Genomic DNA, 13,929 nt, shown 5'->3' on the forward strand with positions numbered 1-13,929 from the left:
GGAGCCACAAGCTCGACCGCACGAGGGATCTCTGGTGATATTGTGGTCGGGGCCGCCAGGGGGCGGGCGGGCTTCTGGAACCTGGCAGCAGGAAATGCCTTCACCGAGCTGACACCAGGCGCAGTGGGCACGGCTTTCGCTACCAACGGGCGCTTCGTGGTCGGGGTGCGCGGTGGTGGCAGCTTCACCACACTTACCAGAGAGGTTGCTACCATTGGTGCCCACGCCACGCTCTGGGATCGTGACAACGGCAACAATGCTGTTGATCTGCACACGACCTATCTCGCCGATCAGGGCTTCGACTGGTCAGCGGCGCTCGGGGTGGACGCGGCAGGCAATGTCTATGGCGTGGGTGGGGCTGTGGTTGACGACTTCAATGCCAACTACCGCGCCTGGGTACTCACTAAAAATTGAGGCGCGTTTTATGAGAAGGCTCTGGTGGGGTGTGGTGGCACTGGCAGCGGCGCTCCGCCTGAGCGGTCTGGGGCACTGGGGCTTTGTGGACCCGTACTTTGCCGCTGGGGTTCGCACCATGACCGGCGGCGGCAGCAGCTTCTGGTACGGCGCGTTTGACTCGGGGGGCTTTCTCACAGTAGACAAGCCCCCGCTGGCCTTCTGGCTCCAGACGGTTTTCTGCTGGCTACTGGGGTTTTCGAATCTGGCGCTCTGCCTGCCGCAGGCGCTCGCAGGTGTAGGCAGTGTCTGGCTGCTGGGAAAATTAGTCGCGCGGCGTAGCGGCGAGAGCGCCGGGCTACTCTCGGCCCTCGCGCTCGCCCTCACCCCGATCTGTGTCGCCGCGGACAAGACCAACCTGGTAGACAGCCTGCTGGCCTTTGTACTGCTTTGCGCCGCCTGGGCGCTCTTTGGCGCTTTGGAGACGGGACGGCTTCGCGGGCTGTTGCTCTGCGCCGCACTGATCGGCGTCGGGGTGCACGTGAAGGCCGGAGCCGCCTTTGCAATCGTTCCGGCGTTTGGCCTGGCCTATCTGAGCTGTGGGCCGGGGGACATCAAGAAACGCATCGGCCAGCTTGTCCTCACGCTGCCCGTGTTGCTGGCGGTCTCCTCGATCTGGATGCTCGCCGTGGATAGCACACCACCTGAGCAGCGCCCGTTTATCGGCTCCTCCAAAGACAACTCGGCTCGTTATCAGGTCTTTGTCCACTATGGCGTGCGTCGGCTGATCGGTCCGCCGCCGAGTCCCCCCGTGCCCCCTAAATCAGGGCTCTACAACGTGCAGATGGGGCCGCTGCGGCTCTTCCAGCGTGAGCTTGCCGACCAGCTTTTCTGGTGGCTCCCGCTGGCCTGTCTGGGATTGTGGCAGCTCGGAAAAGATAAAAAATCACGCGCCGATGTGATTGTCTGGGGCGGCTGGATGCTGGTCTATCTGGCGAGCTTCTCGTATGTACGCGATGTCTTTCACCCCTATTACTTGCCGCCGCTGGCGATTGCCACGGCGGCGCTGGTCGGGATCGGGGCGAAAAATGCGCCTAAATGGCTTTTGGGGCTCACCGCACTCTGGCAGGTCTGGCTGCTTAGCGCCTACCCGAGCTGGGTGCTGTGGCTGGCTCCTTTCGTGCTGCTGGGGATGCGCTGGCCGGTGCTTCTCTCTCTTGCGCCGCTGGCCTGGTGCGCCAGTGCTGCTTTTACGTGGTGCAACTCCCCACTGGTCTACGCTGGGCCACTGCGCTTGACAACAGGTGGCCCCGATCCAAGTCTCATTGCCACACCACAGCTCTGGCAGGGAAAACTCACTGATGCCGATCGCCCCAAACTACTGGCGTTTTTGAAAAAAGAGCGGCGTGGCGAGAAGTTCTTACTCGCTGTCCAGAGCACCGTCCCTGCTGCGCCGGTGATTCTCCGAACCGGTGAGGCCGTGATGGCCCTAGGCGGCTTCACCGGCGGCGACCCGATTCTCACGCCTGAGAGTCTGGCTCAGAGAGTACGACGCGGTGAAGTTCGCTTTTTTCTTCTCCCGCCACAGAACACAGCTTTTGGACACAACGGAGCGCTGATGGAGTGGGTGCGTAACCACGGGCTACTGGTAGAGCCTGCCCTCTGGCGCGATTCAGGCAACGATTTGTTACTCTACGAGGTCTTATTTTAGCAGTGTTCTGCTCTGTGGTACGATTCTTGATTATAAACCTACTAAATATAGATTTTATTAAGGTTTAAATCAATGAAGCGTAGACAATTCTCTAAACATCTTGTTCTTACTCTCGCCTTTTGGGGCGCGAATTTTCTGAGTGGCTGTGGTGGTGGTATCCAACCCGGTATTGGGGGGCTCTGGGGAGGCTCTGGTACGACGGGAGGGGGGAGCGTTGGGGGAGGCAGTGTCGGGGGAGGCAGTGTTGGTGGGGGTAGCAGTAGCGCTCTCACGGGGCAGGTGGTGTTTGTTAACAGCAGTACGGGGCGCTTCCAACTCTATCTCACCAGTGCCGATGGGGTGGTGGTGACGCGGCTGACCAACGGCGACTGGTACGACTACCGCCCTGCGTTCTCGCCCGATGGCAAGAAGATTATCTTTGCCAGCACCCGCGATGGTGCCGATGGGCAGCTCTACACGATCAACGCAGATGGGAGCAACCCCACGCGACTGACCAATGGTCTTTGGGCAGACTCGGGGCCGTCGTTTTCGCGGGACGGCAAGAAGATCGTCTTTGAGAGCAATCGAGACACGATAGCGACGACCGGCAACCTCCAGCTCTACACGATGAACGCGGATGGTAGCGGTGTGACACGCGTCACGCGCGACAGCACCCAGCGCGACTTTAACCCCGCGTTCTCCCCGGATGGCAAGACGATTGTCTTTGCCCGTGGTGAGGGCGAGAGTGCCCAGCTTTTCTCCGTCCGTACCGATGGGAGCAATCTGACGGCGCTGACCAAGAGCGCAGGCTCCAACAAGAACCCCTCGTTCGCCTCAAACGGCAAGACGATTGTCTTTGAGAGTAGCCGCAACGGTAGCTACCAGATCTATGTGATGGATGCAGACGGTACCGATGTCAAGCGCCTGACCAACGGGGTCTGGCCGGACTACAATCCCTCGTACTCCCCGGATAGCAAGTACATTTTGTACATGAGTGGCCGTAGCGAAGGATTTCAGCTCTTCCGAATGGACACCGATGGTAGTGATAGTAAGCTCCTCGTCTCCGCCCCCGGAAGTAGCAGCGACCCGCGCTGGGCCGTGAAGTAGCCGCTTAACACTTAAGCGGCAAAGAGCTGTAGGCCGCCGTCCACGCGCAGCACTTGCCCGGAGATGAAGCGAGCCGCCGGGGAGCACAGGAATATCACTCCATCGGCGACTTCTTCCGGGAGGCCATAGCGATCCAGTGTCCCCTCGGTGACGGTCATGGCGGGATCGAGGGGGCGTGTGGCATCGAAGCGCGCCGTTCGCGTGGGGCCGGGGCTGATCGCATTTACGCGCACCGCATGAGGGCGAAGCTGGTAGGCCAGGCAGCGCGTGTACTCGACAATTCCAGCTTTTGCCACCGCGTAGATCACCCCATCGTCGCGGCCCACATGGGCCGCGATTGAGGCGATATTGACAATCGCGCCGCTCTTACGCTCGGCCATTTTATTGCCCACCGCCTGGCACAGTAAGATCGTCCCCACGAGATTGCGACTCAGCATTGCCTGAATGTCTTCGAGCTTCACCCCAAGAGCATCGTTGGGCTGGGGCTTGCCACCTGCCGCCGCAATATCGCCGCCCGCCGCGTTGACCAAGATATCAATCGGGCCGAGCTTGTCCTCAATCTCACGGATAAAGCGTGTCACATCGGCGAGGTTGGAGACATCGCCGATCACGCCCAGCTTTGCGCCGGCGGCGATGGCGGAGGCATCTAAGTTCGCGTGCTCACCAAACTCTGCGGGAGCCTCGCGTGAGATATCGTGAATTGCGACAATCGCTCCCTGTGCGGCTAGCCGCGTTGCCATCGTGTGGCCTAAACCCCGCCCCGAACCCGTCACCAGCGCCACCTTGCCCGTTAAGTCCATTGTTTCCATACAGGCCGTTTCGCGTTGTAGACGGTGTTTTCCTGCCTGGGAAGCGAGGAAAGGCTAGGGAGCGATACAGATCTTGAGGGCCTCGCCAGATTCCATCAGTGGGAAGGCATCGTGGAGCTGCTCTAGTGGCAGGCGGTGGGTGATGAGCTTCTCGGCGGGGAAGCGGCCTGAGTGTAGGAGCGCAAACGCCGCCTGAAAGTCGGATTTCTTCTCGGAGTAGCTACCGGTGATCTCTAGCTCTTTGTAGTGAATGTGGTTGACATTGAGCGCGGCGGTGGGAGCGGTTTTAGGAAGCTCGGCAAAGAAGCTAACTCGTCCTGCCTTGGCAGCAATATCGAGGGCATCGTTCTGCGCGATACTGCTACTGGTGGCCACAATCACGACATCGGCTCCGTGGCCCTCGGTGAGGCGACGTAGCTCCTCACGGTGGGCTGCCGTGCTTTCTGAGAGAATCGCGCCGTCAATGTCGAAGCGCTCTGCCAGTGCCAGGCGTGTCGGGTTGGTATCTATCACAAAGATCTTTCGGGCACCGTGCAGGCGTGCGAGGCAGGCGTGCATGATCCCCAGTGGGCCTGCCCCGATCACCACCACCGTGTCACTGAGGTCAATCCGGAGGCGGGAGTGGGCGTTGAGGCAGCAGCCCAGTGGCTCCGCGAGGGCTAAGTGCTCTGGCAGCGTCTCACGGGTAACGGGGAAGAGGCACTGATTTTTTACTCCAAGCGCTGGAACGACCATCCGCCGGGCAAAGGCACCATCGTAGTGATAGCTGAGTGTAGGACGGTTCATCGCCAGGTTCTCCCGTCCTCGCTCTGTACCACGATCCGCACTCTCCACCAGCACGGTATACATCGCAACACGGTCCCCGACCTTTACATTTGCCTCGGGAGCGCGGCTCTCGATTACCCGTGCACAGAGCTCATGGCCCAGAATGCGTGGCGCTTGAATCTTGGGATCGCCATGCCGAAACGTCCGTAAGTCCGTGCCACAGACCGTACAAGCCTCGATTTCGAGCAGAAGTTCGCCGTCTTTAGGGATTGGTTCTGGGACATCCCTCACCTCGACCGTGGTGCTTTTTTGGCCGGGTGTGGGCATTCCTGTGTAGACGGCGGCTTTCATGACTATCCACTATTATTGGCCCAACCGTGGAATGACTACAGGGGAGGTTTTTGCGACTTTGATGCGGAAACGTGAAGCCTGAGCCAAAAAAAGGATCGAAGAGAGTGGAGAATCAAAAATGTTACTCATCGCCCCATTGCCCGCGTTTGTTCAGCAAGCCCCTCCACAGGAAAAACTGCGTTTTATCAAGATCGAGCTTCGTCACATAACGCCCTCGGCAGCGGTGAAGCAGATCGAAGGGGACGGGAAACAGAAGAGCCGCAAGCCTGCCGGGCTACATCGTCTCTTGTCTAGTGATGCGGATAACACCCTGATTCTCCAGGGCACCGACGAGGCAGTGGCGGAGCTCAAGGCGCTTCTGCGTCTGATTGATGTGAAACCAGCCGTCCTAGAGCTGAAGGTGCAGTTTGTGCAGGAAGGCGAGAATGTGATCTACCTGCGCCTGCGCACTGCCGACACTCAGAAAGCCCGTGTGACTCTGGGAGAAGATGCCCTGGCTCGTAGCTTGGTGATCATCCCACATCTCGACGAGGACGGTAAGTCGGTCTCGTTTGAGATTCTCCGAGAGGTCGGAGAGCCGCAGAAGCTACCCAATCCCAAGAACGCGCCTTTGACAAAGAAGGGAGCACTTGGTCAGGAAACCCGAATCACCCTTCCCGATGGCCTGCTCTTCCTGACTGCGACTCTGCTCAAGACGGCACCGAAGGCGCTCTGATGATCCGCGGAGTGCGCTACGTCCACACCAATCTCATCGCCCGCGACTGGCGCAGGCTGGCGGCATTCTACGAGACACTCTTTGGCTGTATCCCTGTGCCCCCCGAGCGCGACTACTCCGGGCCAGCGCTAGACGCCGGAACGGGCGTGCCAAACGCAACGCTACGCGGCGTCCACCTGCGCCTCCCCGGCTACGACGACGACTCTGGCCCGACGCTAGAGATCTATAGCTACACCCCAGAAGAAAACGGCCCCGCGCCAAAAGTAAACCGCCCCGGCTTTGGACATATTGCCTTCGAGGTTGCGTCTGTTACCGATGCCCAGCGCGACGTACTCGCCAATGGCGGCACGCCCGTCGGTGAGATCGTCACCCTGACCACGGCAACCGGTGCACACGTCACCTGGTGTTACGTCACCGACCCCGAAGGAAATATCATTGAGCTCCAGTCCTGGGGTAGCTACGGAGAAGGAAAATAATGCTACTGATAACGCCTCCTGCCCTGACTTTCCTGATGCAGGCCGTCGCCGAAAAAGAGCAAGGCATTGTCCGAGTGACCTATGAACTGCTCCATGTCTCGCCGGTCTATTTTCTCTACATGATAGATAAGTCTTCGCCAGAGACGCTTCGCCCCAAAGGTGTCCAAACGATCCAATACGACAACGCGAAGGGGAAGATCACCGTCGCTGCGACCTCGACGGGGCATGCGGATCTGAAGCCGCTTCTCACGCGATTTGATGTGGTGCCTGAGCCCGAGCCCATTCCAGTCAAGAAAACAATCCCCGTTTTTTCCGAGGTGAGGCTACAAATGAAAGGCAAGAACGCGCTTGATGGAGGCATTATCATTGCTATTGAAAAAGATGCAACTGCTGCGTTTTCTCTCTCTGAGCCGATATCTGTTTCCCTATGTCCACTGCCTGGCCGATCAGCGAGCGAAATATCTTTCTACAGATGGCGAATCACACCGCACTTCAGTCCCGATGAGAAGACTGCTTCTCTCGATATTGTTTTGGTGGTGGAACAAAAACCAAAGGATCGGCTTATCTCCCTAGGGACGCAGACTGTTACTGTAGGAGTCAACACCAAAATTATCTTCCCGGCGACCATGGTACTCCACGACAAGCAGGAGTTCTTCGTTCGCGTCAGACGCGCCAACCCCGACGACTTCTGATCCCCTGAATGAATAGTGAAGCGCCGCTCGCGCTACAACGGTAGCGCGTGTCAGGAATGTCCCTGAGCATCCAGAAGGAAAGGCTCACGGACGGTTCCGCCAGTGGCTTTTGCTTTCCCAAAAGAGTCCAGCGGGTGTGCCGTCATTTCTTTTTCCGAGCGCGGTAGCATGTGAAGCACGACCAAAGTCCGCCGTTCCTGGGGCGCAACAGCCAGACTTAGATAGGTATAATCCGCGCGTCGCATAGTGAGAACGGCGAACGGACTACCCGGAAGCCCAGCTGTTTTCCAAAGAGCATATGGATCACCGGATATAGTATCCAGCTCGATAAAGCTCTCTCCATAGAGCGTCGCTTCTATCGTCCGCCCCGGTGCTGCCTGTTTCCACCCGTCTAGCCAATCGAGAGAGGCGACACAGTCGTTGAGCCGTCGTGCCTGCCGCACAAATGCCTCGCCGGTGAGCTTGAGTTTTCCATGTTCAAGGGGAATGTACCAGTCAAATTGGTCAATACGTGCAAGTCGGCGTGGCTTGAGGGTCATAGAAAGTGCGTCTCCCTCTTTCGAGAGAGACTCCAGAAACATATAGTTGCCGTGGTCAAAATCCGAGAGCTGATAATGGGCACTGAGAGCTGCAATTCCAGGTAGGCCACGAGCAATTTTCTCGGCACTGGCTTGATTCTGCACTGTCTGACGATGGTAGGAAAGCTCTTTTGCCGCCCAGGTTTCCTCACGCCGGGGCTCACGAAGCCACACACGCTTTTGGCCTTTCTTGTACGCCGCCTCTGCCTGCTCCGCAACACGAAGGAGGCTCAAGACGGGCATCTCCAGCAATGTCGCCCAGCGGCCACCGGTTCGTTTTAGTGCTCGTAGGTCGTGTAGATCGGCATCGATAAGGAAGCTATCCTGCCCACTCTCGTCCTTATGGTACTCTGAGCCAAGTATTCGCCCTGATTTTGTCCAAGCAAGGGCGACCGAGGTAATCTGCGTGCTCCAGCCCTTATGGGGTAGGCGATAGTAGCGGATCAGGTTCACTAGTCGCTGTAGCTGGTTTCGTGTCAAGAGTACTTCGGCAAGGAGAATCGGAGTCGGGGTTGGTATTGCCAGCGGAAGGTGCGGTTCGGGTGGTTGTAAAAACGTCTTTCCAGTAGTGCTTACTGTCAGATGTGGTTGTGGTTTGGGCAGGTAAGTCAGGAGATAGTGATAGTGCCCCCCATCTCCGTAAGAAACAAAGTCAATGGTGACGGTCTGATCAGCGGAGCAGAGTAAGTCCATACTTCTCAGAGTATCGCATGGCTTTCTTGCTTCAGTGTCAGGATAGAATAGAGTCATGTCTTTTGATGTTACAGTAATCGGAGCGGGGATGGCGGGGAGCGAGGCGGCGTGGCAGGCGGCGCAGCGCGGGGCGAAGGTTCGGCTGATCGAGATGCGGCCTAAGAAGCTCACTCCGGCGCACCAGAGCGATAAGGCGGCGGAGATTGTCTGCTCGAACTCGTTTAAGAGCAATCACCTTTCGAACGCGAGCGGCTTGCTCAAAGACGAGATGCGCAAGCTGGACAGCCTGATTGTGAGCTGCGCTGATGCGACGTCGGTTCCCGCGGGCGAGGCACTGGCCGTAGACCGCGAGGCGTTCTCGGAGCTGGTGACCGAGCGACTTTTGGCGCACCCGAATATCGAGTTCGTCCGCGACGAAGCCACGGAGATTCCTGCGGAGGGGAAAGTCATTATCGCCAGCGGCCCGCTCACCAGCGATGCGCTCGCGGCGCAGATCGGGGAGCTCACCGGGCGCTACGATCTGTATTTCTACGATGCGGTCGCGCCGATTGTGGATGCCAGCACGATTGACTACTCAAAAGTCTTTCGGGCGTCGCGGCGGGGTAAGGGGCTCGAAGCCGATACTTCGGACGATGCCGCGTATCTGAACTGCCCGATGAACAAAGAAGAGTACACCGCGCTCTGGCAGGCCATCATGGAGGCGGAGCTTGCGCCCGTACATGACTTTGAGGATATAAAATATTTCGAGGCGTGTCTGCCGGTCGAAGAGCTCGCGCGGCGCGGCGAGCGCACACTCTCGTTTGGCCCGCTCAAGCCCGTTGGACTAGAAGACCCGCGCACCGGGCGTCGTCCGTGGGCCGTGGTGCAGCTACGGCAGGAGAACAAGGCGGGGACGCTCTATAACCTGGTCGGCTTCCAGACCCGCATGAAGTGGGGCGCGCAGAAGAAAGTCCTCCAGCTCATCCCCGGCTTGGAGAACGCCGAGTTTGTGCGCTTTGGGGTCATGCACCGCAACACCTACATCCACTCCCCGAGCTTGCTCGACGCTACGCTTGCTCTGAAAACCGACCCGCGGATTCGCTTTGCGGGGCAGATCGTCGGGGTGGAGGGCTACTTGGAGTCCGCCGCGATGGGCCTGATCGCCGGGCTTAACGCCACGCTCGAAACGCCGATTGTCTTCCCGCAAACCACCTCGCTGGGCTGCCTCACGCACTACGTCGCCAACTACGAGGGTAAGGACTTCGCCCCCATGAACGCCAACTGGGGCATGATGCCCGTCCTAGACGGGGATCGCATACGAGACAAGAAAGAGCGCGGTCGTGCTATGGGAGCCCGTGGACAGCAGGACTTCGCGGCGGCGCTGGCGGCAGCGGGATTAGAAAAATAAGTGGGAGCACAGGCGGGGCTTTCTTCGGCGCGGCTGGCACGGCTCCAGGCAACCATGCAGGCGCACGTCGACCAGAAGCACGTGGCGGGACTGGCGACTCTGATTGCGCGGAAGGGCAAGCTTGCACACTTTGCCTGCTACGGGAAGCGCAACTTAGAGAGCGGCGCGGCACTCACCGAGGACACGATCTTTCGTATCTACTCGATCAGCAAGCCGCTGACGTGCGTGGCGGCGCTTCTGCTCTACGAAGAGAAGCGCTTCGGCCTGGACGATCCCGTGGGCAAGTTCCTGCCGACCTTAGGCGAGATGAAGGTCTACGCCGAGAGCGGGCCTTGGAGGGCGCAAGAGCGTCCCATGACGATTCGGGATCTGCTACGACATACCTCAGGGCTGACCTACGGCTACAGCGCGAGCCATCCGGTGGATGCGCTCTACCAGAAGGCCAATATCCTCAACCGCAAGGGGACGCTCAAGGAGATGATCAAGAAGCTGGCGAAGCTTCCGCTTCGCTACCAGCCCGGCTCGCAGTGGTACTACAGCCTTGCCACCGATGTGCTGGGGCATCTTGTCGAGGTGCTCTCGGGCCAGTCGCTGGGCGAGTTCTGCACGCGGCGCATCTGTGCGCCTCTCCGTATGCCCGACACGGGCTTTGAGCTTCCCGCCGAGAAATTTGACCGGCTTGCCGCGATCTACTCACGCACGGAAGCGGGGGCGCTGGTGCCCTGGGGCGGAAGCATCGAGACCACGATCTACCAGAAGCCGGTTTCGTTTCACTCGGGCGGTGGCGGGGCTTTTTCGACGCTGCCGGACTACCTGCGCTTCTGTCAGATGTTGCTAAACGGCGGGGCGCTGGGAAAGACGCGCCTCCTAAAGCGCGAGACGGTCGCGGAGATGACGAAAAATCAGCTCCCCGCTCCGTTTCGTCCCGGCATGGGATTTGGGTTCGGGGTGCAGGTGTGCGTTGATGTTGCGGCAACAAAACAACCCGGTTCCGTGGGAACATTTGGCTGGGCAGGTGGCGGCAACACCTACTTCTTCGTAGATCCCAAACAAGAGCTGATCGCGATGGTCTGGAGCCAGCTCTCTGGCACCACGACTCTCTCCCAAGAGATGCGTGAAGCCGTCTATGAGGCACTCCTTTAGCACCTGCTGCTTGGTTACCGATAAAGCTCTCACGATGAAAGACGATCTGGGCGACCGCATGAAGCGCGACTACGAGAGCCGCACGCGCTTTCTGCTCCCGCGCCGCACCTACACGTTGCTACGCATTGACGGTAAGGCGTTCCACACCTACACGCGCGGCTGCGACCGGCCCTACGACCTAGGACTCATGGCCGACATGGACACTGCCGCCGCTGCGCTGTGCAAAGAAGCGCAGGGGGCCGTGCTCGGCTATGTCCAGAGTGACGAAATCAGTATTCTGCTCACAGACTTTGCCGACACAGGCACGGAGGCGTGGTTCGATGGCAACTTGCAGAAGCTAGCCTCGATCTCCGCCAGCATTGTCACCGCGCACTTCAACGCCGCTCGCTTTGCCCGTGGTGTCAAAGATAAATTAGCCGTTTTTGATGCGCGGGTCTGGACGATCCCGATGCCAATTGAAGTCGAGAACTACTTTATCTGGCGGCAGCAGGACGCGACCAAGAACGCTATCTCGATGACGGCACACGCCCACTTCTCGCACGCGTCGCTTCAAGGCCTCTCCACCGATGCGATGCAGGAGCGGCTCTTTTCGGAGAAAGACATCAACTTCAACGACTTGCCCATTGGCTTCAAGCGCGGGCGGGTAATCGAGCGCCAGACGAGTGAGCAGAGCGTGATCTACACCCACAAGCGCACCGGCGAGGAGCAGACCACGCTGGCCTTGCGGAGCGCTTGGGTATCGGTTGAGCCACCCGTTTTCACGCGTGATCGCCCGTGGCTGAAGGAGCGCATTCCGGTACACTGAGCCTATGGCAGAGCTTCTTTCCATTGGCTACGATGCGCTCCTAAAAGCGATCAAGGAGCGCGTGAGCACCGCGCAGGTTCGCGCCGCTGTGGCGGTCAACACTGAGCTGGTTCGTCTGTACTGGAGCATTGGCAACGACATTCTCCAGAAGCAGCAGGTGGAAGGCTGGGGTAGCAAGGTCATCGACCGCCTCTCCCGCGACCTGAAAGCATCGTTCCCAGAGATGCAGGGCTTCTCGCGAACGAGTTTGTTGTATATGCGCGCTTTTGCTGCCGCTTGGCCGGACGAAGCAATTGTCCAACGGGTCGTTGGACAATTGCCGTGGCGACAAAATATTGCCCTGCTGGACAAGCTCAAAGACCCTGAGCTGAGGCTTTGGTATGCGCAGAAAGCTGTTGAGAATGGCTGGAGCCAGCCGGTACTGGTGCATCAGATCGAGACACTGCTGCATGAGCGGCAGGGGAGGGCGGTCACCAACTTTGCGAGTACGCTTCCCGCTCCGCAGTCGGATTTGGCGCAGGCACTACTCAAGGATCCGTATAGTTTCGACTTCCTTACGCTTGCCCCCGATGCGCAGGAGCGGCATCTTGAGGCAGGGCTGCTGGTGCATATCCGTGAGTTTCTGCTGGAGTTGGGTCAGGGCTTCGCCTTTGTTGGGAGCCAGTACGAATTGAGTGTGGGTGATCAGGATTTTCGGATTGACTTGCTCTTTTATCACTTAAAACTGCGCTGCTTTATCGTGATTGATCTGAAGATGCGTGCCTTCGAGCCAGAGTTTGCAGGGAAGATGAATTTCTATCTCTCTGCGGTTGATGACCTCCTGCGCCATCCTGGCGATGCGTCCTCGATTGGGGTGATCCTTTGCAAAACGAAGAACACTATGGTTGCTGAGTACGCGCTTCGGGACATGAACAAGCCGATCGGCGTTTCAACGCATCTGACCGAGCTTCTCACCCGCTCGCTTCCGGAGAGCTTACAGTGTGCTCTCCCGACGATTGCAGAACTGGAGTCCGAAGCCGCCTCCGTGCCCTTTCGCGAGGAGGAAGAGTAGCGGTTATGACAACGCTGATTGTCCCGGATCGGGCAAGCAACCCGGATATCAAGGCTCTTAGTGGTGCCGCCTCCGCGCTGGGATGGGCATTTGCTCCCGTGCGCTACCAGCTCCCCGACGGCTTCCAGGCGACTGTGCCCGTGGTCTATGGCGATCCATTGTTTTGCGACATCGTCGCCGCGCAGCTCGGGGTGCGGCTTTTAGAGCCCTCCGACGATTTTCTGGTGCGCCTGCCGGAAGAATGGCGCAAGCGCAGTGTCTCGCTTACCACACTGGCCGACGCGCGGCTCTGGGAGGCTGGCCCGGTCTTTGCCAAGCCCGCCGCCGATAAATCATTTCCCGCGATGGTCTACGCCAGCGGTGCAGCGCTTCCCGACGAGGAAGCTGTCCCTGGGACGACTCCTGTCTTGCTCTCGGAGCCGGTGCGCTGGGAGGTCGAGTGGCGGCTCTTTGTCCGTGAAGGCAAGATCGTGACGCGCTCGCCGTACTTCCGCAACGGTAAGCTGGACTTTGTAGCGCGATCCGAGGAGCTAGGCGAGCTGCGGAGCTTCACGAAGGCGCTGTTACCGGAGATCGAGCCGCTCTTGCCGCCCGTGGTGGTTTTGGACATTGGCAAGATCGCGGGCAAGGGCTGGGCGGTGGTCGAGGCCAATCCCGCATGGGCCAGCGGGCTTTATGGCTGCGACCCAAAACAGACTCTTATCGCCCTCTCGCTGGCCACGGTTCCCGGCGACACTCAAAGCGCTTGGCTACGACCCGCCGCGCTTCTGGAGTAAAAGCTGGTGTACACTGGATCAGCAAATGAATACCATCACGTGGCGCTGGACAGAAGAAGACTGGAAGGTTTGGTACCGCTCTTATGTTGAGGGGGCGACTTATCGAGATCAGTGTCGGCAGGTTAAGACTATCGGAGCTGTGGCTGGTGTCATCTTTGGCCTGATCATTGGGATGCGGATGTTGACAAGCTGGCTAGAGTTGTTGGGAGTCTTGTTGGTGCTAGGCGGGCTGGGGTTTGTGGTGGCCAGTGTGTATCTTAAAGTCTACATGCACCGTACTATAAACCAGCAGATCCGTGAGGGGCTGCTACAGTATCCCGTTACCGAAAGCTACACCATGACCTTGGAGCAAGAAGGAATTCGCGTTCGGCTCACGGGATCACAGCACCTGAATGAATGGAACACTCTTGAGCATCTTGAAAAAATTCATGGGGAGTTCCTTTGGTTTCGAATACAGGGGCAAGACTGGTATCTTCCCCCCTCTGCCTTCTATGATGC

General features: G+C 58.8%; 15 protein-coding genes. 12 read left to right on the forward strand and 3 right to left on the reverse strand.

What is annotated here, in order from left to right; genetic code table 11:
* The 3 genes from RMO15_RS11195 to RMO15_RS11205 form a co-directional block, all read left to right on the forward strand.
* Nucleotides 1-414, forward strand: a 414-nt coding sequence (locus RMO15_RS11195; protein ID WP_309712079.1) for a hypothetical protein, incomplete at its 5' end; no start/stop codon positions are given.
* 10 nt (nucleotides 415-424) lie between these two features.
* Nucleotides 425-2,104 (forward strand): glycosyltransferase family 39 protein, encoded by a 1,680-nt coding sequence (locus RMO15_RS11200; RefSeq protein ID WP_309712082.1) that lies wholly within the window; start codon nucleotides 425-427, stop codon nucleotides 2,102-2,104.
* 72 nt (nucleotides 2,105-2,176) lie between these two features.
* Nucleotides 2,177-3,190: a DPP IV N-terminal domain-containing protein gene (locus RMO15_RS11205; RefSeq protein WP_309712085.1), complete on the forward strand. Its 1,014-nt coding sequence runs from the start codon at nucleotides 2,177-2,179 to the stop codon at nucleotides 3,188-3,190.
* Nucleotides 3,191-3,201: 11 nt separating this feature from the next.
* Here the strand turns inward: RMO15_RS11205 and RMO15_RS11210 are convergent, their stop codons facing one another.
* Both RMO15_RS11210 and RMO15_RS11215 read right to left on the reverse strand, forming a co-directional pair.
* The gene (locus RMO15_RS11210) at nucleotides 3,202-3,999 is read right to left on the reverse strand and encodes an SDR family oxidoreductase (RefSeq protein ID WP_309712088.1); all 798 of its coding nucleotides are present in this window, start codon (nucleotides 3,997-3,999) and stop codon (nucleotides 3,202-3,204) included.
* 54 nt (nucleotides 4,000-4,053) lie between these two features.
* Nucleotides 4,054-5,115: a zinc-binding dehydrogenase gene (locus RMO15_RS11215; RefSeq protein ID WP_309712091.1), complete on the reverse strand. Its 1,062-nt coding sequence runs from the start codon at nucleotides 5,113-5,115 to the stop codon at nucleotides 4,054-4,056.
* Nucleotides 5,116-5,233: 118 nt separating this feature from the next.
* Here RMO15_RS11215 and RMO15_RS11220 point away from each other — a divergent pair, with 118 nt between their 5' ends.
* The 3 genes from RMO15_RS11220 to RMO15_RS11230 are packed head-to-tail and all read left to right on the forward strand — an operon-like array spanning nucleotide 5,234 to nucleotide 6,998.
* Nucleotides 5,234-5,830: a hypothetical protein gene (locus RMO15_RS11220; protein ID WP_309712095.1), complete on the forward strand. Its 597-nt coding sequence runs from the start codon at nucleotides 5,234-5,236 to the stop codon at nucleotides 5,828-5,830.
* Complete coding sequence (locus tag RMO15_RS11225) at nucleotides 5,830-6,306, forward strand: VOC family protein (RefSeq protein WP_309712098.1); 477 nt, start codon at nucleotides 5,830-5,832, stop codon at nucleotides 6,304-6,306. Before RMO15_RS11220 ends, RMO15_RS11225 begins: the two co-directional genes overlap by 1 nt.
* Nucleotides 6,306-6,998, forward strand: a complete 693-nt coding sequence (locus RMO15_RS11230) for a hypothetical protein (protein WP_309712101.1) — start codon at nucleotides 6,306-6,308, stop codon at nucleotides 6,996-6,998. The genes RMO15_RS11225 and RMO15_RS11230 overlap by 1 nt, the downstream gene beginning before the upstream one ends.
* A 50-nt stretch (nucleotides 6,999-7,048) precedes the next feature.
* Here the strand turns inward: RMO15_RS11230 and RMO15_RS11235 are convergent, their stop codons facing one another.
* Nucleotides 7,049-8,269 carry a hypothetical protein gene (locus RMO15_RS11235; protein ID WP_309712104.1) on the reverse strand — a complete coding sequence of 407 codons (1,221 nt, stop codon included), beginning with the start codon at nucleotides 8,267-8,269 and terminating at the stop codon, nucleotides 7,049-7,051.
* A 55-nt stretch (nucleotides 8,270-8,324) separates the two neighbouring features.
* On the opposite strand from RMO15_RS11235, the gene trmFO reads away from it, so the two are divergent.
* The 6 genes from trmFO to RMO15_RS11265 form a co-directional block, all read left to right on the forward strand.
* Complete coding sequence (gene trmFO, locus RMO15_RS11240; RefSeq protein ID WP_309712107.1) at nucleotides 8,325-9,656, forward strand: methylenetetrahydrofolate--tRNA-(uracil(54)-C(5))-methyltransferase (FADH(2)-oxidizing) TrmFO; 1,332 nt, start codon at nucleotides 8,325-8,327, stop codon at nucleotides 9,654-9,656.
* On the forward strand, nucleotides 9,657-10,799 hold the full coding sequence (locus RMO15_RS11245) for a serine hydrolase domain-containing protein (RefSeq protein ID WP_309712110.1): 1,143 nt from the start codon (nucleotides 9,657-9,659) through the stop codon (nucleotides 10,797-10,799).
* A 34-nt stretch (nucleotides 10,800-10,833) separates the two neighbouring features.
* The gene (locus RMO15_RS11250) at nucleotides 10,834-11,604 is read left to right on the forward strand and encodes a tRNA(His) guanylyltransferase Thg1 family protein (RefSeq protein WP_309712113.1); all 771 of its coding nucleotides are present in this window, start codon (nucleotides 10,834-10,836) and stop codon (nucleotides 11,602-11,604) included.
* Between the two features lie 4 nt (nucleotides 11,605-11,608).
* A complete protein-coding gene (locus RMO15_RS11255) occupies nucleotides 11,609-12,655 on the forward strand; it encodes a PDDEXK nuclease domain-containing protein (RefSeq protein WP_309712117.1) in 1,047 nt (348 codons plus the stop codon).
* 5 nt (nucleotides 12,656-12,660) lie between these two features.
* Nucleotides 12,661-13,431 carry an ATP-grasp domain-containing protein gene (locus RMO15_RS11260; protein ID WP_309712121.1) on the forward strand — a complete coding sequence of 257 codons (771 nt, stop codon included), beginning with the start codon at nucleotides 12,661-12,663 and terminating at the stop codon, nucleotides 13,429-13,431.
* A 25-nt stretch (nucleotides 13,432-13,456) separates the two neighbouring features.
* A partial coding sequence (locus RMO15_RS11265) for a hypothetical protein (protein ID WP_309712123.1) occupies nucleotides 13,457-13,929 on the forward strand: 473 nt, incomplete at its 3' end.

This window comes from Armatimonas sp. (genome assembly GCF_031410135.1).
In the GTDB taxonomy this organism is placed as follows: Bacteria; Armatimonadota; Armatimonadia; order Armatimonadales; family Armatimonadaceae; genus Armatimonas.